The 24489-nt window shown below is 61.7% G+C and carries 20 protein-coding genes; 11 read left to right on the plus strand and 9 right to left on the minus strand.

What is annotated here, in order from left to right:
• The first annotated feature begins 7 nt into the window (after positions 1-7).
• The gene (locus ACQ4WN_RS22305) at positions 8-1036 is read left to right on the plus strand and encodes a DNA polymerase III subunit delta' (protein ID WP_436553499.1); all 1029 of its coding nucleotides are present in this window, start codon (positions 8-10) and stop codon (positions 1034-1036) included.
• A 63-nt stretch (positions 1037-1099) separates the two neighbouring features.
• Here ACQ4WN_RS22305 and ACQ4WN_RS22310 read toward each other — a convergent pair whose 3' ends face one another.
• Entirely contained in the window at positions 1100-1465 is a 366-nt protein-coding gene (locus tag ACQ4WN_RS22310) for a hypothetical protein (RefSeq protein WP_436553500.1), read from the minus strand.
• A 96-nt stretch (positions 1466-1561) separates the two neighbouring features.
• On the opposite strand from ACQ4WN_RS22310, the gene ACQ4WN_RS22315 reads away from it, so the two are divergent.
• From ACQ4WN_RS22315 to ACQ4WN_RS22345, 7 genes are all read left to right on the plus strand, one after another.
• Positions 1562-1756 (plus strand): VOC family protein, encoded by a 195-nt coding sequence (locus ACQ4WN_RS22315; RefSeq protein WP_436553501.1) that lies wholly within the window; start codon positions 1562-1564, stop codon positions 1754-1756.
• 69 nt (positions 1757-1825) lie between these two features.
• Positions 1826-2458 carry a carbonic anhydrase gene (locus ACQ4WN_RS22320; RefSeq protein ID WP_436553502.1) on the plus strand — a complete coding sequence of 211 codons (633 nt, stop codon included), beginning with the start codon at positions 1826-1828 and terminating at the stop codon, positions 2456-2458.
• 78 nt (positions 2459-2536) lie between these two features.
• Positions 2537-3316 carry a TatD family hydrolase gene (locus ACQ4WN_RS22325; protein WP_436553503.1) on the plus strand — a complete coding sequence of 260 codons (780 nt, stop codon included), beginning with the start codon at positions 2537-2539 and terminating at the stop codon, positions 3314-3316.
• 19 nt (positions 3317-3335) lie between these two features.
• Positions 3336-3983: an ankyrin repeat domain-containing protein gene (locus ACQ4WN_RS22330; RefSeq protein WP_436553504.1), complete on the plus strand. Its 648-nt coding sequence runs from the start codon at positions 3336-3338 to the stop codon at positions 3981-3983.
• A 253-nt stretch (positions 3984-4236) separates the two neighbouring features.
• Positions 4237-5160: a class I SAM-dependent methyltransferase gene (locus ACQ4WN_RS22335; RefSeq protein ID WP_436553505.1), complete on the plus strand. Its 924-nt coding sequence runs from the start codon at positions 4237-4239 to the stop codon at positions 5158-5160.
• A 99-nt stretch (positions 5161-5259) separates the two neighbouring features.
• Positions 5260-5508, plus strand: coding sequence for a hypothetical protein (locus ACQ4WN_RS22340; RefSeq protein WP_436553506.1), 249 nt, complete (start codon positions 5260-5262; stop codon positions 5506-5508).
• Positions 5509-5671: 163 nt separating this feature from the next.
• The gene (locus ACQ4WN_RS22345; RefSeq protein WP_096235523.1) at positions 5672-5869 is read left to right on the plus strand and encodes a hypothetical protein; all 198 of its coding nucleotides are present in this window, start codon (positions 5672-5674) and stop codon (positions 5867-5869) included.
• A gap of 65 nt (positions 5870-5934) precedes the next feature.
• Here the strand turns inward: ACQ4WN_RS22345 and ACQ4WN_RS22350 are convergent, their stop codons facing one another.
• Entirely contained in the window at positions 5935-7053 is a 1119-nt protein-coding gene (locus tag ACQ4WN_RS22350; RefSeq protein WP_436553507.1) for a phospholipase A, read from the minus strand.
• Positions 7054-7327: 274 nt separating this feature from the next.
• Here ACQ4WN_RS22350 and fusA point away from each other — a divergent pair, with 274 nt between their 5' ends.
• Both fusA and ACQ4WN_RS22360 read left to right on the plus strand, forming a co-directional pair.
• Positions 7328-9436, plus strand: coding sequence for an elongation factor G (fusA, locus tag ACQ4WN_RS22355; protein ID WP_436553508.1), 2109 nt, complete (start codon positions 7328-7330; stop codon positions 9434-9436).
• Between the two features lie 72 nt (positions 9437-9508).
• Positions 9509-10039, plus strand: a complete 531-nt coding sequence (locus ACQ4WN_RS22360; RefSeq protein WP_436553509.1) for an SRPBCC family protein — start codon at positions 9509-9511, stop codon at positions 10037-10039.
• 367 nt (positions 10040-10406) lie between these two features.
• On the opposite strand, the gene ACQ4WN_RS22365 is transcribed toward ACQ4WN_RS22360, so the two are convergent.
• The 3 genes from ACQ4WN_RS22365 to ACQ4WN_RS22375 form a co-directional block, all read right to left on the minus strand.
• Positions 10407-10721: a hypothetical protein gene (locus ACQ4WN_RS22365; protein WP_436553510.1), complete on the minus strand. Its 315-nt coding sequence runs from the start codon at positions 10719-10721 to the stop codon at positions 10407-10409.
• Between the two features lie 237 nt (positions 10722-10958).
• Entirely contained in the window at positions 10959-11408 is a 450-nt protein-coding gene (locus ACQ4WN_RS22370; RefSeq protein WP_436553511.1) for a VOC family protein, read from the minus strand.
• Between the two features lie 63 nt (positions 11409-11471).
• Positions 11472-12380, minus strand: a complete 909-nt coding sequence (locus ACQ4WN_RS22375) for an alpha/beta hydrolase (RefSeq protein ID WP_436553512.1) — start codon at positions 12378-12380, stop codon at positions 11472-11474.
• Between the two features lie 139 nt (positions 12381-12519).
• Between ACQ4WN_RS22375 and ACQ4WN_RS22380 the strand changes: the two genes are divergently transcribed.
• Complete coding sequence (locus ACQ4WN_RS22380; RefSeq protein WP_436553513.1) at positions 12520-15720, plus strand: PAS domain-containing protein; 3201 nt, start codon at positions 12520-12522, stop codon at positions 15718-15720.
• 3 nt (positions 15721-15723) lie between these two features.
• Here the strand turns inward: ACQ4WN_RS22380 and ACQ4WN_RS22385 are convergent, their stop codons facing one another.
• From ACQ4WN_RS22385 to ACQ4WN_RS22400, 4 genes are read right to left on the minus strand one after another with little or no spacing between them, the layout of a single operon-like run.
• Positions 15724-18609: a response regulator gene (locus ACQ4WN_RS22385; protein WP_436553514.1), complete on the minus strand. Its 2886-nt coding sequence runs from the start codon at positions 18607-18609 to the stop codon at positions 15724-15726.
• Positions 18610-18616: 7 nt separating this feature from the next.
• Complete coding sequence (locus ACQ4WN_RS22390; protein ID WP_436553515.1) at positions 18617-19807, minus strand: hybrid sensor histidine kinase/response regulator; 1191 nt, start codon at positions 19805-19807, stop codon at positions 18617-18619.
• A complete protein-coding gene (locus ACQ4WN_RS22395; protein ID WP_436553517.1) occupies positions 19797-20678 on the minus strand; it encodes a CheR family methyltransferase in 882 nt (293 codons plus the stop codon). Before ACQ4WN_RS22395 ends, ACQ4WN_RS22390 begins: the two co-directional genes overlap by 11 nt.
• A 37-nt stretch (positions 20679-20715) precedes the next feature.
• Entirely contained in the window at positions 20716-24201 is a 3486-nt protein-coding gene (locus tag ACQ4WN_RS22400) for a response regulator (RefSeq protein WP_436553518.1), read from the minus strand.
• Positions 24202-24489: the final 288 nt, after the last annotated feature.

Genomic DNA, 24489 nt, shown 5'->3' on the forward strand with positions numbered 1-24489 from the left:
AAATGATATGACCAGTTCTCTCTATCCGTGGCAACAGGACGCCTGGCAGCAATTGCAAGCGCTGCGCCCGCGCATGCCGCACGCCATCTTGTTCCATGGTGCGCAAGGCATCGGCAAGGCAGACTTCATCGAGCATTTCGCGCAGGCATTGCTGTGCGAAGACGTGCGCGCCGACGGCCATGCCTGCGGCGCGTGCGCCTCGTGCGGCTGGTTTAGCCAGGGCAACCATCCCGATTACCGCAGGGTTCGTCCGGAAGCGCTGGAAGACGAGGTAGCCGACGACGGCGAAGAGGGCGACGGCGCGAAGAAGAGCGCCAAGACCAAGACGCCGTCGAAAGACATCAAGATCGAGCAGATCCGCAACCTGGCCGACTTCATGAACATTTCCACGCACCGCCAAGGCTTGCGCGTGGTGGTGCTGTACCCGGCCGAGGCGCTCAATACGCCCGCGTCGAACGCCTTGCTGAAAACCCTGGAAGAGCCGCCGCCAGGCACTTTGTTCCTGCTGGCATCGAACAGCCTGGACCGATTACTGCCGACCATCCTGTCGCGCTGCAGGAAATTTGCCTTGCCCATGCCCAGCCACGAGCAGGCCTTGGCCTGGCTCAAGCAACAAGGCTTGAACGATGCGGACAACTGGCTGCGCGAGCAGGGCGGCGCGCCGCTGGCCGCGCTGGCCCAATCCGAGTCGGGTGGCCGCGAAGAAACGGAACAGTTGCTGCAAGTGTTGGCCCATCCGGGCGTGGAAGCGGCCCTGAAGGCAGCCGACAAGCTGCAGAAGGCGCCGCTGGCGCCGCTGGTGGCTTCCTTGCAGCGCTGGCTGTACGACCTGTTTTCCGTCAAGCTGTCCGGCACCATCCGTTACTATCCGCGCCACCGGCGCGAGCTGGAAGCGCTGGCCGGACGCATCAACGTCAGCCGTTTGATGGCCGCCATCAAGGCCGCCAATGAGCGCAGGGCGATCGCCGAGCACCCCTTGTCGCCCAAGCTGTTCCTCGAAGACATGCTGCTCGACTACGCTTCAAGTTGTCAATGAAATCAAGTGCTTGCATCATCAAGTTAATGCAGATTATTTGACTCTTGGCGCGATGAAAATGACTTAGCCGCAGGCGCGCGTACAGCTGCGGTAGCGCACCTCGCACACCTGCAAGCGTTCGGCGCGCCGGGCGCGGAAGGCCTGGGCTTGCGTCGGTTGCAGCTGCTGCGACTGGGGCCCCGTTTCCCGGCTCGCGGCAGCATAGGGATTGCTGCTGGGCTTCATCGACAAGATGGGGCTGGTGTCGTCTTGCGTGGCTTGCTGCACTTGTGCGCGGCAATCCTCGCGTGCCGATGCGCACACGGGCGCGCACAGGCCCGCTTCGGCGATGGCCCTGGGCGCGTCGCGCTTGTTCTGCACCTGTACTTGCGCATGCGCTGTCTGGGCCAGGCAGGCCAGCAGTATCAAAGGGCTGGCAATTTTCAGCATGAACACTCTCCACGTTTCCGCGCGCAACCCCATGGCTGCACACCGGCTGTCCACTATATATCTTGATAACATTTTTGCCTAGCGCGCCATGGCCGTTTGCCACGCCCGGAGCCCGGTGTTACAGTCGACGCACTGAATAAGCACGCGGGCGATGCGCTGCTGCAGGCCCTGCGCGACGAAGGCAGCACGGTGCTGGACAAGGCGCCCGACTCGGAATATGGCCAGTTCGGTTGGGTCATCGATCCCGAGGGCAACAAGGTGGAGCTGTGGCAGCCACCGGCAGGGCAATAGGCGGGGGCAATAGGCGAAACCTGCGCCATTCAGCGATAATATCGTCTCAGCCAACCATTCTATATATTTATGCGCGACATTATTGCTGGATTTCTACGCTTCCAAAAAGAGGTTTTTCCCGAGCGCCGCGAGTTGTTCAAGACCTTGGCCACGGGGCAAACCCCCAAGGCCCTGTTCATTTCCTGCTCGGACAGCCGCATGGTGCCGGAACTGGTAACGCAGCGTGAACCAGGCGAGCTCTTCGTGATCCGCAACGCGGGCAACATCGTGCCGTCGTACGGACCCGAACCGGGCGGCGTAAGCGCCACGGTGGAATTTGCCGTGTCCGCCTTGAACGTGAGCGACATCGTCATTTGCGGCCATTCCGATTGCGGCGCGATGAAGGCGATTGCCACCTGTGCCTGCCTGGACCACATGCCGGCCGTGCGCAGCTGGCTGCACCATGCCGATGCGGCGCGCATGATCAACGAGTCGGTCGAGCATCCGACGGAACAGTCGCGCATCGACGGCATGGTGCGCGCCAATGTGGTCGCGCAACTCAATAACCTGCGTACCCATCCTTCGGTGGCGCTGGCCATGGCGCAAAACAGGCTGACCCTGCACGGCTGGGTGTACGACATCGAGAACGGTTCCCTTGACGCGCTCGACGAGTCGACCGGCAACTTCGTTCCGCTGGCGGAACATCCTGCCTCGAAGCTGTAAGCATCCGCACCACCATGGCAGGGGACGGCGGCGCTGTTCCCCTGCCATTTCTTGCTCCCTCCGGTACAATCCCGCCTTATGTATATCGATTCCCATTGCCATATCAATTTCCCCGAGCTGGCTGCTCGCATGCCCGAGATCCTCGCCAAGATGGCCGAGAACAAGGTGACGCACGCGCTGTGCGTGTCCGTCGACTTGCCGGACTTTCCACAGGTGCTGGCCCTGGCCGAGCAGTATCCGCATATTTTCGCCTCCGTCGGCGTGCATCCCGATTACGAAGATACGCCTGAACCGTCCGTGGAAGACCTGGTGCGCCTGGCCGATCACCCGAAGATCATCGCCATCGGCGAGACGGGTCTCGACTATTTCCGCCTGACGGGCGACCTGGAGTGGCAGCGCGAGCGTTTCAGGACGCACATCAAAGCTTCAAGAATCACCCGTAAGCCCTTGATTATTCACACACGGGCGGCCAGCGAAGATACCATCCGCATCATGCGCGAAGAGGGCGCGGGCGTATCCGACGGCGGCGTGGCCGGCGTCATGCATTGCTTTACGGAATCGCTGGAAGTGGCGCGCTCCGCCATCGACATGGGTTTCTATATTTCCTTTTCCGGCATCGTCACGTTCAAGAGCGCGAAAGACTTGCAAGCCGTGGCGCTGGAAGTGCCGCTCGAGCGCATCCTTATCGAGACGGATTCGCCGTACCTGGCGCCCGTACCGTTCCGTGGCCGCATGAACGAACCCGGCTATGTGGCCCACGTGGCGGAATATTTGTCGACCCTGAAAGGTATCCCCCTGGAGCAGGTAGCGCGCCAGACGACGGATAATTTCTTCAAGTTATTCAATCAGTTGCCGTAACTTCTTAAGGTTGAGAATAATGAAAAAACTTGCCCTGGCGATGCTGCTGTGCTGCGCCACAGCCAGCCACGCGGCGCCGGATCCGGACAGCTTCTTCCGCGCCGTGTCCGTCAATAACGCCAGCGGTGTGCGCAGCATGCTGGATGAAGGCATGAATCCAAATCAGGCGGATACGCAGCGGGGCGACATTCCCCTCGTGCTGGCCTTGCGCGACGATGCGGACAAAGTGTTCAAGCTGCTGCTCGACACGCCCGGTATCGACATTGAAGCGCGCTCGGCAAATGGCAACACGGCGCTGATGATGGCCGCCTACAAGCACAAGCAGGACGCCGTGCAAGCCTTGCTGGCCAAGGGTGCCAAGGTCAACCAGAGCGGCTGGACGGCGCTGCACTATGCGGCCTCGGCGGGCGACTTGCCCATCATGAAGATTTTTCTGGACCGCGATGCCGTGGTCGATGCGCGCGCCCCCGCCAACGTCACGCCGCTGATGTTCGCCGCCCGCGAAGGGCAGGAAGGCGCCGTCAAGCTGCTGCTGTCCTGGGGCGCGGACGCCAGTCTGAAAAGCGACCACGGCTGGACGGCCGCGCAATTCGCCCAGGCGGGCGACAAGCCCGGCGTGGTGGCTATCATCGAAGCGGCACAGAAGGCGCGCGCATCCCGTAAGTGATCTTTCTAGTCATATTTTCCATGCCAGCGCTGAAACTGGCATGGAATTGCCTCTCACCTCAGCGCTTTGTTCTCCCGGCCAATTAACGATAATGATCCTGTCGCATTAATCAGGAGATCGTCGCATGGGCAATCCCACCACCGTCAGGCGCCGGCTGTATTGTCGCCGCCCCTCGCGCAGCCCGTGCGATATCACTGCTTTCTGGAATGACAAAACCGATCGGCCATCGGAGCCAGACTCCAAGAGGACAGACATGCTGAATGAACGAGAAATCGAGAGTTGTTACCTGGGGCAATTTATCCCCGTCCATTACCACCACAATATGTTGATGGACCAGAACCGCATGCACGGGTTCAAGTCGGCGATCGATTACGCAGTGAAACCTGGCATGAAGGTGCTGGAACTGGGTGGCGGCACGGGCGTGCTGTCGTGGTTTGCGGCTGCGCGTGCTGACAAGGTGTGGTGCGTGGAGTTCAATCCGGACATGGTCAAGGAAGCGCGCAAGATGCTGGCGCTCAATCCCAACGGTGAAAAAGTGGAAGTCGTCCACGCGGACGCCTTCGAATACCTGCCGCCCGAGCCCGTCGACGTGGTCATTTGCGAAATGATCCATGTCGGCATGCTGCGCGAAAAGCAGGTGGAAGTGATCGAATCGTTCAAGCGCCGCTACCTGGCCCGTTTTGGCGGCCCGCTGCCCATTTTCCTGCCCGAAGCCGTCATCATGGCCGTGCAGCCCATGCAGCAGGAATACGACTTCGAGGGCTTTCATGCGCCCATCGTGCAATTCCAGGAAACCACGGCCATCCACCCGGGCGTGCAGGAACTGGCGCCGCCGTCCGTGTACAGCATCATCGACTTCAGCCAGTCGACGGACAGCGTGTTCGGCTTCGACGGCAAGTTTGTCGTCGAGCGCAGCGGTACCCTGAACGCCTTGCGTTTCGTTACCAAGAATATCCTGGCCGTGGTGCCCGAGCGCTCGACCACCATCGACTGGCTGAACCACTATATGTGTTTGCCGCTGGCCACGCCGGTGGCCGTGAAGGCGGGCGACGTGCTGCAAGTGAGCTTCCAGTACCGCGCGGGCGGCTCGATTCCCTCGCTGGAAGCGTCGATCCGTGCGCAGGTGATCTACGATGTCAACTTGCAAGCGGTGGTGCAGAATCCCGTTTACGCATAAATATCATTAATTTAAAGGCAACGCCGCAGGCATTTCGTCCTGCGGCGTTTGTCCATTCAGGGTATATTCCGTCTTTTACCACTGGACAGCTTTACTATCATGGAACAGATCGATCAGCGTTACCTCGTGCAACAGAACAAAATCAGCGATAGCGAGACCAAGCCGCCCGTGTTCGCCAAGGTGATGCGCAGCAAGGAAGGCGTGTTTGAAGGCGTGTCCTTCATCAAGTCGAAGGACAAGGCCAGCATCCTGACCATCGAAGAGGCCCACCAGGCCATCAAATGGGCCACCAACAAGAAGCCGAACGCGCATGAGTACATCACGAAAGTGATTTGCGTCGGCCAGTAAGCCGCTCGCCAACTACCGTTCATCCCCTTTTTTACCCAGTCCATCCCCGCATTGTGCAGTTCATCGCATGGCCGTTGCCGCCGTCGCGGCGCTTTACTATAGTGCTGTCACGGTAGCGGGGCAAGCACGGCTTGCTCCGCACATTTCATTCGAGGGGAACGCGATGCTGGGATTTGTGCTGTGGCTGCTGCTCTTGCTGGTGTGCTGGCCCCTGGCCCTGCTGGCCCTCGTGCTGTATCCGCTGGCCTGGCTGCTGTTGTTGCCATTGCGCCTGATCGGCATCGGCGTGGAAGGCGTGTTCGAGTTGCTGCGCGCCATCGTCATGCTGCCGGCGCGCGTGCTGGGTGGCGGCCGGCGTTGAAACTTACTTTTCCGCAATAAAAAATGGCGCCCTCGGCGCCATTTTTGTTTGTATCACTGCCTTGCTTACAGATCGACCATGAAACCGGCGCCGATCGATTTCTGCGAATAGTTGTAGTCGATCAAGCTCTGGCCATAGCCGGAGAACAGTTGCAGATAGCCTTTCAGGTTGGCTTTCAATGGGAAAGCCCAGCTGGCCTGCATGGAACCATGCTTCTTGCTGAAATTGCGGCGGGCCGTCACGGCGTATTCATGGCCCTTGTTGCGGTAGCTCACGCGCAAGTCGCCATGCCCCATGTAATCGGTGATGTCGATATTGTCATTGTCGGTCTTGCCATTGTCGAGACGGTGCCAGACGCGCGTCGTGACGGCCAGGTTGTCTTTTTCCACGCCCAGCTCGGCATACACGCGGTTCCAGCTGCGTGACAGGGTCGAGGTCTGCCCATTCGACTGGTGCACCAGGCCGAAATTCAGGTAATTGAATTCCACGCCCGCGAAATTCTTGTTGATCGGCAAGACCAGCATGAGTTCCGGCTGATAGTTGGTCTCGCGGAAGGGGCTTGATGCCTTGCGGTTATACGCCTGCCAGAAACTTTGCTGCGTGTAGCCGAACCACATGTCGATGGGCGTGCCGGCGATGTCTTCCAGCAGCTTCATCTTGAAGCTCAGCTGGAAGGTCAATTCCACATGCTGGCTCTTGACGCCGCCAGGCGTGAAATCCTGGAACGGTTCGTCGTTGGACGCATCGCTATAATTGGCCAGCAACAGATAAGTGTCGCGATGCGGACGGAAGTTGAACAGGCCACGCTTCGAAGCATCATTGAGCTCCCAGGATTGCTGCGTGCGCGAAATCGGCGTTTCCGGAGGTGCCGCGCCAGCTTGCGCGATGGCGGGAATGGCGGCGTTCACCGCTGCCGGCGTGGCCACGCCTGGCGGGCTGACTGGGGTAAAGGGGGCGGCCTCGGCGGCTGCCGCCAGGGTGACGGCCGCAGTGGCAGGATCGCCGCCGGCGGCGATGGTGGCCTTTTCCGCCGCCTTGGCCAGGGTGTCGAAGCAGCCCAGGCGTGCACTGGCGTCACCAAGCACGGCGCAACGCTGCATTTGCTGTTCCAGTTCGCCGGCCATGGCCAGCGCTGGCGATGCCAGCAGGGAGGAGAGGATTATTTTTCTTAGTTGGATAGTCATAGGCTGAGTGGGGCATGTCATTCGGTGCGCACCTGGGCTAGCATGCCGGCGGCGTCGCCTTGCACGATACATTATCGCGCGTCTTGATTTTGATTAATCTTTATTGGATTAATAAAGTTGAAAGTATAGCGGAATCTCTTGTTTGTTCTGTGCAACGCGCGTGCGCGTGCGTGTTAGTGTTGTACGCACGCCAAAAAATGGTTGCTGGCCTCCCTCCAAATCGATGTCTGCTACACTGGAAAACCGGGTGCCGGGGCTAGCCATGGAGATTGTGATGACCCGCAAAACACCTATCGAGCGCTACCGCAACATCGGCATCAGCGCCCATATCGACGCCGGCAAGACCACCACCACCGAGCGCATCCTGTTTTATACTGGGGTCAATCACAAGATCGGCGAAGTGCACAATGGCGCTGCCACCATGGACTGGATGGAGCAGGAGCAGGAACGGGGCATTACCATCACCTCGGCCGCCACCACCGCCTTCTGGAAAGGCATGGCCGGCAACTTCCCCGAACACCGCATCAACATCATCGACACGCCCGGCCACGTGGATTTCACGATTGAAGTGGAGCGCTCGATGCGCGTGCTCGACGGCGCCGTGATGGTCTACGATGCCGTCGGCGGCGTGCAGCCCCAGTCCGAGACCGTGTGGCGCCAGGCCAACAAATACCACGTGCCGCGCATCGCCTTCATCAACAAGATGGACAGGGTGGGCGCGGATTTCTTGCGCGTGCGCAAGCAGATCGCCGAGCGCCTGAAAGGCGTGGCCGTGCCCATCCAACTGCCCATCGGCGCAGAAGAGCATTTTACGGGCGTGATCGACCTGCTGAAAATGCGCGCCATCACCTGGGACGACGCCAGCCAGGGCGTGCAGTTCAGCTATGGCGAGGTTCCCGCCGAACTGCGGGAACAGGCGCAGGAGTGGCACGAGCACCTGGTCGAACACGCGGCCGAGGCCACCATCGAGATGACGGAACGCTATCTGAATGGCGAGACCTTTACGGAAGCGGAACTCAAGCAGGCCTTGCGGGCGCGCACCATCCGCAATGAGATCGTGCCCATGCTGTGCGGCAGCGCGTTCAAGAACAAGGGCGTGCAGGCGATGCTGGACGCCGTCATCGAATACCTGCCATCGCCCATGGAAGTGCCGCCCATCATGGGCCACGACGAGCACGATAACGAGGTGGAGCGCCACCCGACCGATGAGGAGCACTTTGCCGCGCTGGCCTTCAAGATCATGACGGACCCGTTCGTGGGGCAATTGACGTTCTTTCGCGTGTACTCGGGCGTGGTGAATTCGGGCGACATGGTCTACAACCCCACCAAGAGCGCGCGCGAGCGCCTGGGGCGCATCTTGCAGATGCATGCGAACGAACGCAAGGAAATCAAGGAAGTGTATGCGGGTGACATTGCCGCCGCCGTGGGGCTGAAAGCCGTGACCACGGGCGACACCCTGTGCGCCATCGACCATATCATCGTGCTGGAAAAGATGATTTTCCCGGAACCCGTGATTTCCCAGGCGGTCGAACCAAAGACCAAGCCTGACCAGGAAAAGATGGGCATCGCCCTGAACCGCCTGGCGCAGGAAGACCCGTCGTTCAGGGTGCATACGGACGAGGAGTCGGGCCAGACCATCATGTCGGGCATGGGCGAATTGCACCTGGAAATTTTAGTCGACCGCATGCGGCGCGAATTCGGCGTGGAAGCCAATGTCGGCAAGCCGCAAGTGGCGTATCGGGAAACCATCACGCGCACGGTGAACGATATCGAGGGCAAGTTCGTCAAGCAGTCAGGCGGACGGGGCCAGTACGGCCACGTGGTGCTGAAACTGGAACCCTTGCCCCCAGGCACGGGCTACCAGTTCGTCGACGCCATCAAGGGCGGCGTGGTGCCGCGCGAATTCATCCCCGCCGTCGACAAGGGCATTGCCGAAACGTTAAAGGCGGGCGTGCTGGCCGGGTATCCGGTCGTCGACGTGAAGGCCACCTTGACCTTCGGCTCCTACCACGACGTCGATTCGAATGAAAACGCGTTTCGCATGGCCGGTTCCATCGCCTTCAAGGATGGCATGCGCAAGGCGCATCCCGTGCTGCTGGAACCGATGATGCAGGTGGAGGCGGAAACGCCGGAAGAGTTCATGGGCAACGTCATGGGCGACCTGACGGCGCGGCGCGGCATGGTGCAGGGCGTCGACGACATCCCCGGCGGCGCGGGGCGCATCGTCAAGGCCCTGGTGCCGCTGGCCGAAATGTTCGGCTACTCCACCACCCTGCGTTCGCTGACCCAGGGCCGCGCCACCTACACCATGGAATTCAAGCACTATGCGGCCGTGCCCAAGCATATCCTCGACCAGGTGGCGGCGGCGGGGAAGGCGAAGTAGGTTCAATGGACCAAATTGGTGGCTGCCGCCAGTTGCCGCTGCAATTTGACCTCATCAACACAGGGAGACAGCATGACGACGGAAAAACAGAAGCAGGATGGCCAGCACCGCGACAGCAGCGACTTTGTCATCACGCAAACCTTCGACGCGCCGCGTGAACTGGTGTTCCAGTCGTGGGTGGAGCCGGAGCGGCTGGCGCAATGGTGGGGGCCTGTCGGCTTTGAATTGAGCGTGCTGGCGCTGGACTTGCAGCCGGGCGGCGTTTTCCACTACGGCATGCGTGCCGACAATGGCTACGAGATGTGGGGCAAGTTTACCTACCAGTCCATTGAAGCGCCGGAAAGGATCGTCTCGATCCTGTCGTTTGCCGACAAACAAGGCAACCCCGTGCAGCACCCCGTCAGCGCCACGTGGCCGCTGGAATCGTTCAATACCATGACCCTCACGGAGGAAAACGGCAAGACGACGATGACCTTGCGCTCCACGCCGCACAAGGCCACCGATGAGCAGCATGAGACTTTCAAGCAGGGGTTTGAGTCGATGAAGCAGGGGTTCACGGCGACTTTTGGCCAACTGGCCCAGTACTTGGCGCGTGTTCAGTGATCGTATTGTTTTTAACACCGGGCCGGATAAGCGGGCCCGGGAAGCCTTTGTTTGAGGCGGGGGGGGGCTTGCTGTCGTTGCCAGTTCGCGTTTTAGGGACTCCTGCTTGCGCGCCATTGCAGCCGCTGGGGATCGCTGGCAGGTGGGGTTTGATGTGCAGTGGAACGGAAAACCGGGTTAAGCCTCCGACGCCATTTTCAGATACCGGATACACACCGGTGGCTAAGGTTCTTCGTCTGCTCAGGTGTGTAATGCTCAACGACTTGAACCGTGCCGGATAATTGAGTAAGAGGGTAGTGCTCCCGCATCCATCGAGCATTACCATTGGCGGCCACACGGCTTCCATGCCGAAGAGCAACGGCATCGCCTAATTCCAAACATACGCGATGTGCTCTTTCTTCCTGTTATCGAGAACATACGCGCGAACATACATTCGGAAATTTTCTGCCACATATACTTCTGTACGGAATTCAATAAGTGCGGCAACATCAATGCTATGGCGCTTTAGATACTCTGCCAATTCAGTCCGATAGGCGAGAACACAATTTCTAACTCGTGGAGGAAATCCGAACAATTCATCGGCTGTCGCAGGAATCCAATTAATGGTTATCTTCGCACCGCGCCGCTCTCGCGCCATCTGATACACATCCTCGAAGACAAAGCCGCCATCCAAATAGTTCATGCCACTCAAGAACGAGTGTGACCAGTTGTGGGCCATCGAGCGTATTGATTTATACTTCATTGAAATCCACTTCTTGACTGGCCGCTTCTGACCAGTTGCCGACGTTGCCAAGTTGTACCCGAAAGCTGACATCTACAACGTATATATTTATCGTACCTGTGCGGCTTTTCGCGCAGGCCTGCTTCACTAAATGATGAGATGCCGGTCCTTTAGTTTTCAACGCCCTGTAGAATTCGTTCAGGCCTTTTTCTGCAGGAGCTGTTCGGCGAGTCCGATGAGAATTCCTTCGGGACCACGGATGTAGCAGAGCCGATATATGTCTTCATACTGGACAACTTCGCCGACTAGCTTCGCGCCGCGTCTGACGAGCCGGGCTAGCGTATCGTCGATATCCTCGACGGTGAACATGACGCGCAGGTAACCGAGAGCGTTCACTGGAGCGTTGCAGTGATCGGCGACGACAGGTGGCGTCAGGAAGCGGGATAACTCAAGACGGCTGTGACCGTCTGGTGTACGCATCATGGCAATCTCGACACGCATGCCGCGCAGTCCGGTGACGCCATCTGCCCAGTCTCCTTCAACTGGGGCGCGCCCTTCGAGAACGAGACCAAGTTCGGTGAAGAAATCAATAGCGGCATCGATGTCTTCTACCACGATGCCGACGTTGTCCATTCGCTTAACTGTCATGTTGTCTCCTGGGTGTCTAACGTAAAGTAAATAAACTGGACGTCAAATGGACGCCTCAACGCATCAATTATGAGGTTTAATTCCCAGCATCTCGCTAATCACCGGCAAAATCATCTTCCACGCGTTCGATGTCGCCGCGATCTCGTCGTAATGGCTGGCACCGGGCAAAATCAGCACTTCCGCATGGTCGCCGGCCTTGATTGCCTTGGCCGCGTAGTCATGCGCGACTCTGGGCGGCGAGATGGTGTCGAGCTCGCCCGTGGCCAGCACGGTGCGGCTGCCGTTGGGCATCAGGTCGGCTGCGTTGGTGTCGCTGTAGATGTCTGGCCGCTCAGTGCTGGCGCTGCCTGCCAGTTGCGCGATGTCGCGCTCGCAGCTGGTCTTGATCAACTCCTTTTCATGGCGCAGGTCGGCCAGGCCGCCCAGGCTGAGGATATTCTTGATCGGCAGATACTGTTCGCGGTACAGGGGGCTGCTCTTCGGCAGTTTTTCTCGCCCCGCTATCCATTGCACCAGCTGGCCACCGGCCGAGTGGCCCATGGCGACGATGCGGCTGGTGTCGAGCTGGTATTGGGGCGCGTGCTGCTGCAGGCTGTCCAGCGCCGCGTGCATGTCTGCATACGTGCCGGGATAGCCGCCGCCCGGCTCGTCGACCCGCCGGTACTCGACATTCCACACGGCGATACCTTGCGCCACCAGGGCGCCGGCCACGTTGCGCATCTGCTTGATGCCGCCGAAGGCCACCGTCCAGCAGCCGCCATGCACGAGCACGACGACGGGGAACGGTCCGCTACCTTCGGGCTGGAACAGCTGCGCGTATTGCGACGGCGCTGGGCCATACGCGATCTGTGCCGTGGGCGGGGGGCCGTTCAGGCCCAGGTAGTCATCCAGGCTCATGGGGGCGGCGACGGCGCCGTGGACGCAGGCGAGCAGGGCGGTGGCGATCAGGGAGGATGGCAGGGACGTAGGCATGCTTGGTTTCGCTTGAGAAGAGAGCAACACTTTAGCATAGGGCCGCGTTGCCGCTGAGATCAAGCGGTGCGCTGTTTTCCCCAAGGAGAGGGGTGCCCCATGGTATATTTCGGGCATCAGTTTTCCCCATATCGACACGGTGCACGCAAACAACATTCTTTCCTTGCTGGACGCCGAGCATAGTGCGCTGGGCAGTATCGCGGCAGGCGCCGACCTGGCCCATGCATTAGAGCATTTGTTGCTGGCGCTGCAAGACCTGGCCGAGGGCGGCGCGCATGCCTGCCTGGTGCTGATTGACGAAGCGGACCGTTTTTGCGGCTTGTCCGCGCCCAGCCTGCCGCAAGACCTGAGCCTGGCCTTGCGGCACGGCGGCGAACAGCCTTCCCCATTTGGCACGGCCGCCTTTTCCGGCGCGCCCGTGTATTGCGGCGACATCACACGCGACGTGCACTGGAGCGCGGGCCGCAAGGAAGCCATGCTGCATGGCTACCGCGCCTGCTGGGTCGCCCCCGTCTTCGGCGCCAAGGGGCATATCCTGGGCGTGCTGGGCCTGTTCTTCCCCGCGTCTTGCCATCCCACGCAACCCGAAATCGAACTGCTGGCGCTGGCCGCGCGCGTGGCCGCGCATGTCATCGAGCGGGGCCAGCTGGAAAGAGCGCTGCACGACAGCCGCGAACACTTTCACTACGCCATCGAGCTCAACACGCAAGTGCTGTGGACGGCCGACATCGACGGCAAGCTCGACTATGTGGCGCAGCGCTGGCGCGAATGGACGGGCGGCAATGGTCTGGGCACCAGTTGGCTGGACGCCATCCACCCTGACGACGTGCCCCTTTCCCTGGCGGCCTGGAGCGAAGCGGTGGCCAGCGGCAAGCCCCTGGACCAGGAAATGCGCGTGCGCCGCCAGGACGGCCGCTACCGCTGGGTGCACTCGCGCGCGTATTGCCGGCTTGACGAGCGGGGCCAGCCCGTGAAATGGTATGGCTCGTGCGAGGATATCGACGAGCATTGGCAGGCGCGCAATGCCTTGCTCGACAGTGAGGCACAGTTCCGCTCGCTGGCCTCGACCATGCCCAACCAGGCCTGGCTCGCGCATGGCAGCGGCGCCACCTATTGGGTCAATGAACAGGTGTGCGAGTACACGGGGCAATCGATGAAGTCCCTGGTGTCGAGCGGCTTTCGCCACTGCGTGCATCCGGACGACGTGCAAGCCACGCAGAAAAGCTGGGAACAGGCCGTCGCCACGGCCAGTGCCTACGAATACGAGTTCCGCATGCGCCGCGCCAGCGACGGCGCCTACCGCTGGTTCCTGGCGCGCGCCTTGCCCCTGTTCGACGAAACGGGCAAGGTGCTGCGCTGGGTGGGCACGAATACGGACGTGCAGGAACAGAAGAACGTGCTGGAAAAGATGGCCTACCTGAATTCCTCGCTGGAAGTGGAAATGGCCAACCGCACGGCCGACCGTGACCGCATGTGGCGGCTGTCGACCGACATCATGCTGGTGGCGGACCTGGCCGGCATGATCATCGCCGTCAATCCAGCCTGGAGCAAGATCCTGGACCGGCCGGAAATCGAGTCGCTGGGCATGGATTTCATCAGCCTCGTGCATCCCGACGACCGCATGGCGGCGCTGAAGGATTTGTCGCGCCTGGCGCATGGCGCGCCCACCTTGCGCATGGAAAACCGCTACCGGCGCCGCGATGGCGGCTACCGCTGGATTTCCTGGACGGCCGTGCCCGCGCAAAAGCTGATCCACGCCATCGGCCGCGACGTCACCGATGAAAAAGAGGCGCGGCTGGCGCTGGTGCGCAGCGAGCAAGCTTTGTTGCAGGCGCAAAAGCTGGAATCGATCGGCAAGCTGACGGGCGGCGTGGCCCACGATTTCAACAACGTGCTGCAAATCATTTCCGGCAATTTGCAGCTGCTGAAACTGACGGTGGCCGACAATCCGCAGGCGGCCAGGCGACTCGCTTCGGCCGCTTCGGCCGTTGAACGGGGCGCCAAGCTGTCGTCGCAACTGCTGGCCTTTGCGCGGCGTCAACCGTTGAAGCCGCTGGTGACGGACCTGGGCCGCTTGCTGCGTCGTATGCATGAGCTGATCCGCCGCGCCCTGGGCGAGGCGGTTGCCGAGGAAACCTTCATTAGTGAAGGCTTGTGGCATACCCTGGTCGACCCGAACCAGATGGAAAACGTGTTGCTGAACATGGCCATCAACGCGCGCGACGCGATGCAAGGGGGCGGGCGTCTGACCTTTACCTTGAGCAATGTCACGCTCGATGCCGCCTACGCCAGCCTGCATGCCGACGTGCAGGAGGGGCAATACGTGCTGCTGACCATCACCGACACGGGCCATGGCATGGAGCGCGACGTGATCGACCAGATATTCGAGCCGTTCTTCACCACCAAGCGCGAAGGCGAGGGCACGGGCCTGGGCCTGTCCATGGCTTACGGCTTTATTCGCCAGAGCGCGGGCCACATCAAGGTGCACAGCGCGCCGGGCGCTGGCACAACTTTCAAGATCTATTTGCCGCGCTCGCTGGAAAAGCTGGCCGAGCCACCACCGGGCCTGACAGGCCCCGTGCTGGGCGGCGGCGAGACCATCCTCGTGGTGGAAGACGATATTCCCGTGCAACATACTGTGGTCGACATGCTGCGCGGCCTTGGCTACGACGTATTGCATGCGGACGATGGCGCCTCGGCGCTGGCCCTGCTGGGGACGGGCGTGGCCATCGATTTGCTGTTTACGGACGTGGTCATGCCGGGTCCCGTCAGCAGCAAGGAGCTGGCGCAGCAGGCCCGGCTGCTGCTGCCGGAACTGGCCGTGTTGTTCACCTCGGGCTATACGCACAATGCCATCATGCAGGGCGGGCGCCTGGACCCGGGCGTGGAGCTGTTGAGTAAACCCTACCAGCGCGAAGACCTGGCGCGGCGCATCCGCCATGTACTGGCCGACCGCCGCCTGGTGGGCGCGCCCGACCCTTCCGGGCGGCGCATCCTGCTGGTGGAAGACAATGACGATGCGCGTGAAATGACGACGGAAATGCTGAATATGCTGGGCCATACCGTGCATGGTGTGGCCAGCGCCGAGGCAGCCTTGCCCCTGCTGGCCATGCCGGGCCTGGACGTGCTGGTGACGGACATCAGCCTGCCCACCATGTCCGGCCTGGAACTGGCGCGCCATGCGCGCGCTCACTGGCCGCAGCTGGACGTGGTGTTTGCTTCCGGGCACGACTGGGGCGCCAGCCTGATGCAGGACAGCAGCGCGCGCTTCCTGCGCAAACCGTTTGGCCTGGAAGAACTGGCCGGCGCACTGAAGGCGCGCCGGCTCGACGTTTACTAGGCTCTACGCCGGTGGCAGCAAGGCGTGCTGCAACTGCTCGATGGTAAATGGTTTCACCAGGAAGCGCGCGGCCGGGTCCAGCACGCCGGAATTGGCTGGCGCATGGCCCGTGGAGAACACCACTTCCAGCTGTGGCTGCTCGCGGGCCACCAGCTCGGCCAGCTCGACGCCCGACATCTGCGGCAGGCTGATATCGGTCAGCAGCAGTTCCAGTCCAGGCGTGCCCAACAGCGGCAAGGCTGCCTCGGCCGTGCCCACGGCCAGCACCGTGTGACCCAGCATGGCCAGCAGTTCGCTCGTCATGGCGCGCGCGTCCGCATTGTCTTCCACCAGCAAGATGTGACGCATGCCCGGCCGCCCCCCCGGCAGTGCCGGCGCAGGTTGCGGCGCCAGCTGCGCGCGGTACTGGTGCAGCGCCGTCAAGTGGCGGCCGTTGGCCAGCAAGTGGCGGATGCGCCGCGCCAGGTCTTCGCGCCGGTACGGTTTGCTCAGCAGCTCGACACCGGGTTCCAGCCGGCCGCCCTGCATGATGACGTCCTGCGTGTAGCCCGAGGTAAACAGCACGGCTAGCTGGGGCTGCAGCAAGCGGGCCTGGCGCGCCAGTTCCGTGCTGGCGACCTTGCCTGGCATCACCACATCCGTAAACAGCAAATCGATGGGGACGCCACTGCCGACGATGGCCAGCGCGCTTTCGCCATCGCTGGCGCGCAGCACGACATAGCCGAGGCCGCGCAGCATGTCGACCACCGTCGTCTGTACCTGCACGTCGTCTTCCACGACGAGGATGGTTTCCTTGCCGCCCAGCACGGGGCCGCTCAGCTGCAGCGGCAGTTCCGTTTCCGCTTCGAGCGAGCGCGGCAGGTAGATGCGGAAGGTGCTGCCATGGCCGGGTACGCTGTCCACCGTCAGGTGGCCGCCGCTCTGGCGCAGGAAGCCGTACGCCATGGACAGGCCCAGGCCCGTGCCTTCGCCTTCCTTCTTCGTCGTGAAGAATGGTTCGAAAATCTTGTCCAGCAAGTCGGCGGGAATGCCCGAGCCCGTGTCCGAGACGGTCAGCTGCACGTAGTCGCCGGGCGCCACGTCCGCATGGCGCGCCACATAGTCGCTGCCCAGCACGCTATTGCTCAGTTCGATGGTCAGCTGGCCCTGGCCATCCATGGCGTCGCGCGCGTTGATGGCCAGGTTGAGGATGACGTTTTCCAGCTGGTGCGGGTCGACCAGGGCGCGCCAGCAATCGTCGGCCAGCAGCAAACGCGTCTCGATGCTTTCTCCCGTGGCGCGCCGCAGCAGCTCTTCCGTCGAACGCAGCAGTTGCGCCAGGTCCGTCACCAGCGGTTTTAACGGTTGGCGCCGCGCAAAGGCCAGCAGCTGTGCCGACAGCTTGGCGCCCCGTTCCACGGCGGCCGAGGCGCTGGCGATGCGCTTGGCGGCCAGCGGGTCGTCATCCAGGGTCATCTGCAGCAATTGCAGATTGCCGGAGATAATTTGCAGCACGTTATTGAAATCATGGGCCACGCCGCCCGTCAGCTTGCCCAGCGCTTCCAGTTTTTGCGATTGCAGCAGTGCCATCTCGCTGTGGCGTAATGATTCCTGCATGCTGCGCAAAGTGCTTTCCGCCTCCTTTTCCAGCGTGACGTGGCGTCCGGTGGCAAAAATCAGGTCGCCTTCGGCTGCGGCCGACCAGGACAGCCAGCGGTGGCCGCCCTCGCGGTGCCGGTAGCGGTTTTCAAAGCTGGGCATGGCTTCCTGCGTCACCTGCGCCAGCGCCAGGCGCGTGGCGGCGGCATCCTCGGGCAGCACGAAGTCGAACAGCTTGCGGCCCAGCATTTCCTCTGGCAGCCAGCCGAGGATGGCGGCCGAGGCCGGGTTGACGGCGGCAAAGCAGCCCTCGGCATCGATGGCCACCATCAAGTCTTGCGCGCTGCGCCACAGCCGCTCGCGCTCGCTGTTGCGCGCGGCCAGGTCCGCTTCCAGCTTCTTTTCCACGGTGATGTCGCGCGCGCTGCAATACACCTTCTCGCCCTCGGGCACGGCAACCCACGACAGCCAGTGCCAGCCGCCCAGCTTGTGGCGGTAGCGGTTTTCGAAGCGCAGCGCCGGCTGGCCCTGGTTGGCTGCCTCCCAGGCCGCAAGGGTGCGCGACAAGTCGTCCGGGTGGACCAGTTCCAGGAAGCGCGTCGTGCGGATTTCCTCCACCGACCAGCCCAGGGTGGCATGCCAGGCGGGGTTCGAGTGCTCGAAATAGCCGTCGAGGTTGAGCACGCCCAGCAAATCGGGGCTGACGTTCCAGGTGCGGCCGAATTCGCGCGTGCGCTCGGCCACTTGCGTTTCCATGCTGGCACTGAGGGCGCGCAAGCGCGATTCCGCCTGGGCCCGCAGGATGGTCGACCAGACCCGTTCCGACACTTGCACGGCCAGTTCGATCTCGTCGGCATGCCACAGGCGCGCCGCGCGGCTGTGCACGACGAACAGGGCGCCCAGTCGGCCATCTTTGGCAATGGGAATGTTCAGGAAGGCACGTATATCCAGGCGCGCAAACGTGGCCAGCGCGTCCGGCGTGGCCGTGCGCGGGTCGCTCGCCACATCGCTGACGGCCAGCACCTGGCCGGCAGCCAGCGCACCGGCCAGGCGGGCCGCATACTCGCCGTGAAAATAGTCGCTGGCGGCGTCCGGCGCCAGGCCGTCGCTCCACGCATGCTGGACGGTGGGGCACGGCAGGGTCTGGTCGATATCGAAACAGGCCACTTGCTGGGCGCCCAGGCGTTGTCCCAGCAGTTGCGCCGACACGCAGAGAATCTCGCCCGTGTCGTGCAGCAGCCGCAGCCGGCGTTCCAGTTGCAGCAGAAAGGCCACGCCGCTGGTGCCGGTGGTGGTACGGTGCTCCGTCATACCGGCCTCAGCTGCCGGCCAGCGGCAGGGTGACGCTGAACAGGGCGCCATTGCCGGGCTGGCTTTGCAGGGTGATGGCGCCGCCGTGCGCATCGACCAGTTGCTTGGTGATGAACAGGCCCAGGCCCAGGCCGCCCGTGCGGTCCTGGTGCATGACGCGCTCGAAGGCATCAAAGATGCGTTCCTGGTCGCGCGCGTTGATGCCGATGCCATGGTCGCGCACTTCGATGACGGCGCTGTTCTGCGTGTGCGCCAGGCTGATTTCCACGGGCTGGCCCTGGCCGTAGCGCACGGCATTGCTGATCAGGTTGACAACGATCTGCTCGACGCGGAAGGCATCCCAGAAGCCCTGGATGGGTTCGAATGCCTGCACTTCCAGCACGCTGCCCGTGGCGGCAGCATACTGCCCCAGGTCGTCTGCTACTCTGCGCACCAGGCTGGTCAGGTCAACGGCTTCACGGCGGATCGACAGCTTGCCGCTGGTGATGCGCGAGACGTCGAGCATGTCGTCGATCAGGCGCACCATGCTGCGGATTTGCCGCCCGTCGCGCGCCACCATCTGGTTCAGCTTGTCCGGTTCGAAGGCGGCCAGGTTGCCCCGTTCCAGGTTGACGGTACGCATCTGCGTTTCCAGGAACAGCGTGTTCAATGGCGTGCGTAGTTCGTGCGCCACCATGGACATGAATTCGTCGCGCAGGCGCAGCGAGCGCTGCAGTTCGGCCTGCGTGGCGCGCAATTCTTTTAATAATGCTTCCTGCTGCTGGCGGCTGTGTTCCAGCGCCTGCACCTGGCGCCGCGTCTCGCTGCGCTGCTGGTGCAGGGCCACGAAGACGTTGACCTTGCTTTGCACTGCATTGATGTCGAGCGGCTTGTGCAGGAAGTCGACGGCGCCGCTTTCATAGCCCTGGAAGGCGAAATTCATTTCCTTGCCAGCCGCCGTGACGAAGACGATAGGGATGTGGCGCGTCTTTTCCGTGCCGCGCATCAGTTGCGCCAGCTCAAAGCCATCCATTTCCGGCATTTGCACGTCGAGGATGGCCAGCGCAAAATCGTGTTCCAGCAGCAGGGCCAGCGCCTCTTCGCCCGACGATGCCTGATAGACGCTGCGGTCGCTCTCGCGGATCAGCGCATTGAGCGCGCGCAAGTTTTCCGGCAAATCGTCGACGATCAGCAGTTTGGTGCTTGTTTCATTCATCATGTTTCATTCCTGGCATGTGCCGTCCAGCGTAATGGGAAGCGGCGTGCGATGGTGCACGCTTGCGGTAGAGCTTTTCGGGACCCGGCAATGGCTCGAAGTCGGTGGCAAAGCGCGTGAAATGCGTACTTTCCTTGCTGCCCAGTCCCAGAAAACCCCGGTGGCACAGTGAGTCCTGGAACAGGCCCAGGGCCCGCTCCTGCAAGGTTTTATTGAAGTAAATCAGCACGTTACGGCACAAAATCAATTGCGTTTCAATGAAAACGCTGTCCGTGGACAGGCTGTGGTCGGCAAAGTTGATACTGTCGAGCAGGCGCTGCTGGAAATGCGCGGTGGCATGCTCGACCGTGTAGTACTCGGCCAGTTGGCCCAGGCCGCCCGCGGCCAGGTAGTTGTCAGCGTAGTCGGCCATCCGGTGCAGCGGATACACGCCGCGCGCGGCCGTGGCCAGCGCTTGCGGATTGATGTCGGTGGCGTAAATCGTGCTGCGATCGAGCAAGCCTTCCTCGTGCAGCACGATGGCCAGCGACAGCGCTTCCTCGCCCGTGCAACAGCCGGCGACCCAGATCGTCGGTGACGGGTAGGTTTTCAGCACGGGCACCACGTGTTCGCGCAAGGCGCGGAAAAACGCCGGGTCGCGGAACATTTGCGTGACTGGCACGGTCAAAATCTGCAGCAGGCTGCCAAACGTGGCCGGGTCGTCCAGCACCAGCCGCTGCAAGGCTGGCAAGTCGGCACAGTGGAAGCGCTCGAGCGCGTGATTCAGGCGGCGCCGCTGCGAGGGCAGGGAATAGTCGCGAAAATCATAGCTGTAGCGCTGATACAGCGCTTCCATCAGCGCGTGCAGTTGCGCGTCCGTGGTGCGCAGGGACATCATCGACGCTCCACTGCGTTGCGTAGGTAGCGTTGCATCACATGCGTTCCATCTTTGGCATCCACACGCGCAGCAGCGAATACAGACGGTCCAGGTCGATCGGCTTGGCCAGGTAGTCGGACGCGCCCGCCTGCAGGCATTCTTCCTGATCATTCTTCATGGCCTTGGCGGTAATCGCAATGATGGGCAGCTTGTTGTAACGGCCATCGGCGCGGATCAAGCGCGTCGCTTCCAGGCCATCCATGCCCGGCATCATCACATCCATCAACACCAGGTCGATATCATCCACGCTGTTGAGCTTGCTGATGGCTTCGAAGCCGTTGCGGCCGATTTCCACCACCACGCCTTTCTGTTCCAGTGCATTCGTCAGGGCAAAGATATTGCGCACGTCGTCGTCCACCAGCAAAATCTTGCGCCCTTCAAACACGCGTTCGCGGCTGCGCACCTGCTGCAGCATGCCCTGGCGCTCGCTCGACAGTTCCGATTCCACCTTGTGCAGGAATAGGGTGACTTCGTCGAGCAGGCGCTCGGGCGAGCGGGCGCCCTTGATGATGATGGAGCGCGAATACTTCATCAGGTCCGCCTCTTCCTCGCGGCTCAGGTTGCGGCCCGTGTAGACGATGACGGGCGGGAACGAGCACAGCTCTTCATGTTCCATGCGTTCGAGCAATTCGTTGCCCTGGATATCGGGCAGCTTCAAGTCGATGATCATGCAGTCGAAAATCTGCGTCTTGAGCAATTCCAGTGCCTGCTCGCCCAGCGCCACGGCCGTGATTTCCACGTCGTCGTCGCTGATCAGGTGGACCACGCTTTCGCGCTGGCGTTCGTCGTCTTCGACCAGCAGGATGCGCTTCATCTTTTGCGTGAATTTCGACTCGAGCTTGCGGAACACTTCCTTCAATTGCTCGCGTGTGCGCGGCTTGGTGGCGTAGCCGATGGCGCCCAGCTGCATGGCTTCCTGCATCTGGTCATTGCCGGACACGATATGCACGGGGATGTGGCGCGTCAGCGGGTTTTCCTTCAACTGCTGCAAGACCAGCAAGCCCGGGCGATCCGGCAAGCCCATGTCGAGCAGAATGGCGTCGGGCAGGAACTCTTCCGCCAGGCGCAAGCCTTCGTCGGCGCCATGCGCCACCAGGCAGCGGTATTGCATTTCATGCGCGAGGTCGAACAGGATGCCGGCAAACGAGGGCTCATCCTCGATCACCAGCACGGAACGCTGGCCCGTCTTGCCAGGGGGGACGCTATTGCGATCGTCCTCGAAGGTAGGCAGCGGCACCGGCTTGGCGGCGGGAGCTGGCATGGGCGCGGCGGCGATTTTTGCGCGCGCTTGTGGCACGGCAGTGGGCACTGCCGCTGCTTCCACCTCGACGGCGCGTTCCGGCATGACGGCCGGCAGCACCAATGTGAACGTGCTGCCCTGGCCGGGCGTGCTGTCCAGCTCGATGCTCCCACCCAGCAAGACTGCCAGGTCGCGTGAAATGGACAGGCCCAGGCCCGTGCCGCCATAGCGGCGGCTGGTGGTGCCGTCGGCCTGGTGGAAGGCGTCGAATACCTTGTGCTGCTGGTCGCTTGCAATGCCGATGCCGGTATCTTCCACCTGGAAGCGCACCTGGCCCGCTGCATCGGCGCTTACGTGCAGGGACACCGTGCCCGTATCGGTAAACTTGATGGCGTTTGACAGCAGGTTTTTCAGGATTTGCTCGAGGCGCTGGCGGTCGCTTACCAGCGACGGCGGCGTGTCCGGTGCCACCTTGACGTCAAAAACCAGTTTCTTTTGCTGCGCCTGGGCGCCAAACAGCATTTTCATTCCGCTGAGCAGTTCCTCAAAGGGCACGGCTTCCGGCGTCAATTCCAGCTTGCCCGCCTCGACCTTGGAAATGTCGAGGATATCGTTGATGAGGGTCAATAAATCGTTGCCGGCCGAATAAATGGTTTGGGCAAACGTTACTTGCTCCTGCGTCAGGTTGCCGCTGCTATTGTCCGACAGCAGCTTGGACAGGATCAGCGAGCTGTTCAGTGGCGTGCGCAGCTCGTGCGACATATTCGCCAGGAACTCGGATTTGTAGCGGCTGGCCCGCTGCAGCTCTTCGGCGCGGGCTTCCAGCTGGGCGTGCGCCTGGCCGATTGCCATGTTTTTCTGGTCCAGCGACAGCGCCTGCACGGCCAGTTGTTCGTTCGACTGCTCCAGCGCCGCCTTTTGCTCTTCCAGGTGGGCTTGCGACTGTTCCAGCACGCGCGACTGCTCGCCCAGCTCTTCATTGGCCGTGCGCAATTCTTCCTGCTGCACTTCCAGCTCTTCATTCAGTTGCTGGGTTTCTTCCAGCACATTTTGCAGGCGCTGGCGGTACAGGGCCGCTTCCAGCGAGGTGCCGACATTCCCCGCAATCAGGTCCAGCCATTCCTTGGCGCGGGCGCTGACGGGATGCGTAAAGCCCAGTTCGATGACGCCGTTGACGACGCCTTCATTGTTGACGGGCATCAATACCAGCTCCAGTGGCGCGCCGCGGCCCAGGCTGGACGTCACGGTCAGGTAATTCTCGGGCACTTGCTGCACATGCTTGAGGCGCTTTTCGCGCGCCGTTTCGCCCACCAGACCTTCGCCCAGCTTGAAGACTTGCTTGTCCTTCACGCCCTGTTCGTTGAAGCCATACACGGCCGTGCGGCGCAGGCTGCCATCATCGTCGACGACGTACAGGGTGGCGACGGCTACTTCCAGCCGGTGGGCGAGGAAATCGAGCACGTGCCGTCCCAGTTGCGGCAAGCCCAGCTGGCCGCTGGTGTGGGCCGCCAGCTCTGTCTGCCCCGTGCGCAGCCAGGCTTGTTCTTGCAGCACGTCGTTATCCTTGCCGCGCTGTTCGAGCGCATCGTTGTAGATGTCGGACAGGCGCAGCAGTTCGCGCCGTCCCAGATAGGCGAGCAAGCCGGACATGCCCAGGCTGAGGATCAGGAACACCACCACGGCCAGCATGGTGCGGCTCTCGGCCGTGTCGGCGCGTTCCTGGCGCAAACGCTGCTCCATGGACAGGAAGGTGAGAAATTCACGGCGGATTTCATCAAATTCCAGCTTGCCTTCGCCCTGGCGCACGCGCGCGAGGAATTCCTGGTTGTTGCGGCGCTGGGCGATCACGCTTTCCGCATAGGCCATCCACTGGTTTTGCAGCGCGCGGATGCGGCGCAAACGGTCCACCTGGATGGAGCTGTCGGAGATCAGTTCCAGCAGGGTGCTCATTTCCACGGCAATCTTGGCCTTGCCCGATTTATACGGCGCCAAAAACGTTTCGTCGCCCGTCAACAAGTAGCCGCGCATGCCCGTTTCCAGGTCGACCGACAACTTCATGACTTCGTTCGCATTGCCAATCACCCGCTCGGAATGCTCGACCGAGCGCAGGGCCGAGAGCAGGTAGGCGATCAGGCCGACAAATACGAGGGCTGTGGCGACCCCGATGACCAGCGGCAAGGTAACGTTGCGGGCGAGGATGCGGCGAAAGCTGAAGGAATCGATCGGGGTCTTGGTATTCATCATGTACGTGATAGGCTGGCGCGAAAAAGCAATTTTAATTGAAATACAATTTTTCTGGTGCTCAAGTAAAACGAGCGTTAGCATAACAGCCTTGCGAACAATTGCTGACGCGCAAGGTCTTGCAATGCGCGCCATCGCACAGATGAGGTGACGTGAAATGACTGCGAGGCGTAAAAAAAGGCTCTGTCCCCGATAAGTAGGGGAATTCCGAGAATTTTCCTGGGGACCTGCTGTCTGACGGTACATAGCAGACAAACGGGAGTCTTCCATGCAGCCAGCCCAGTGGAA

It is taken from the genome of Janthinobacterium pasteuri (genome assembly GCF_051380775.1).
Taxonomy (GTDB): domain Bacteria; phylum Pseudomonadota; class Gammaproteobacteria; order Burkholderiales; family Burkholderiaceae_D; genus Janthinobacterium.

Excerpts from the sequence above, each read along its gene's own strand:
- ACQ4WN_RS22345 (WP_096235523.1), top strand. The coding sequence starts at position 5,672 with ATGCTGGGATTTGTGCTGTGGCTGCTGCTCTTGCTGGTGTGCTGGCCC.
- fusA (WP_436553508.1), top strand. The coding sequence starts at position 7,328 with ATGACCCGCAAAACACCTATCGAGCGCTACCGCAACATCGGCATCAGC.
- ACQ4WN_RS22390 (WP_436553515.1), bottom strand. The coding sequence starts at position 19,807 with ATGATGAATGAAACAAGCACCAAACTGCTGATCGTCGACGATTTGCCG.
- ACQ4WN_RS22350 (WP_436553507.1), bottom strand. The coding sequence starts at position 7,053 with ATGACTATCCAACTAAGAAAAATAATCCTCTCCTCCCTGCTGGCATCG.
- ACQ4WN_RS22370 (WP_436553511.1), bottom strand. The coding sequence starts at position 11,408 with ATGACAGTTAAGCGAATGGACAACGTCGGCATCGTGGTAGAAGACATC.
- ACQ4WN_RS22330 (WP_436553504.1), top strand. The coding sequence starts at position 3,336 with ATGAAAAAACTTGCCCTGGCGATGCTGCTGTGCTGCGCCACAGCCAGC.
- ACQ4WN_RS22305 (WP_436553499.1), top strand. The coding sequence starts at position 8 with ATGACCAGTTCTCTCTATCCGTGGCAACAGGACGCCTGGCAGCAATTG.
- ACQ4WN_RS22335 (WP_436553505.1), top strand. The coding sequence starts at position 4,237 with ATGCTGAATGAACGAGAAATCGAGAGTTGTTACCTGGGGCAATTTATC.
- ACQ4WN_RS22400 (WP_436553518.1), bottom strand. The coding sequence starts at position 24,201 with ATGAATACCAAGACCCCGATCGATTCCTTCAGCTTTCGCCGCATCCTC.
- ACQ4WN_RS22320 (WP_436553502.1), top strand. The coding sequence starts at position 1,826 with ATGCGCGACATTATTGCTGGATTTCTACGCTTCCAAAAAGAGGTTTTT.
- ACQ4WN_RS22310 (WP_436553500.1), bottom strand. The coding sequence starts at position 1,465 with ATGCTGAAAATTGCCAGCCCTTTGATACTGCTGGCCTGCCTGGCCCAG.
- ACQ4WN_RS22325 (WP_436553503.1), top strand. The coding sequence starts at position 2,537 with ATGTATATCGATTCCCATTGCCATATCAATTTCCCCGAGCTGGCTGCT.
- ACQ4WN_RS22385 (WP_436553514.1), bottom strand. The coding sequence starts at position 18,609 with ATGACGGAGCACCGTACCACCACCGGCACCAGCGGCGTGGCCTTTCTG.
- ACQ4WN_RS22375 (WP_436553512.1), bottom strand. The coding sequence starts at position 12,380 with ATGCCTACGTCCCTGCCATCCTCCCTGATCGCCACCGCCCTGCTCGCC.
- ACQ4WN_RS22360 (WP_436553509.1), top strand. The coding sequence starts at position 9,509 with ATGACGACGGAAAAACAGAAGCAGGATGGCCAGCACCGCGACAGCAGC.
- ACQ4WN_RS22340 (WP_436553506.1), top strand. The coding sequence starts at position 5,260 with ATGGAACAGATCGATCAGCGTTACCTCGTGCAACAGAACAAAATCAGC.
- ACQ4WN_RS22365 (WP_436553510.1), bottom strand. The coding sequence starts at position 10,721 with ATGAACTATTTGGATGGCGGCTTTGTCTTCGAGGATGTGTATCAGATG.
- ACQ4WN_RS22395 (WP_436553517.1), bottom strand. The coding sequence starts at position 20,678 with ATGTCCCTGCGCACCACGGACGCGCAACTGCACGCGCTGATGGAAGCG.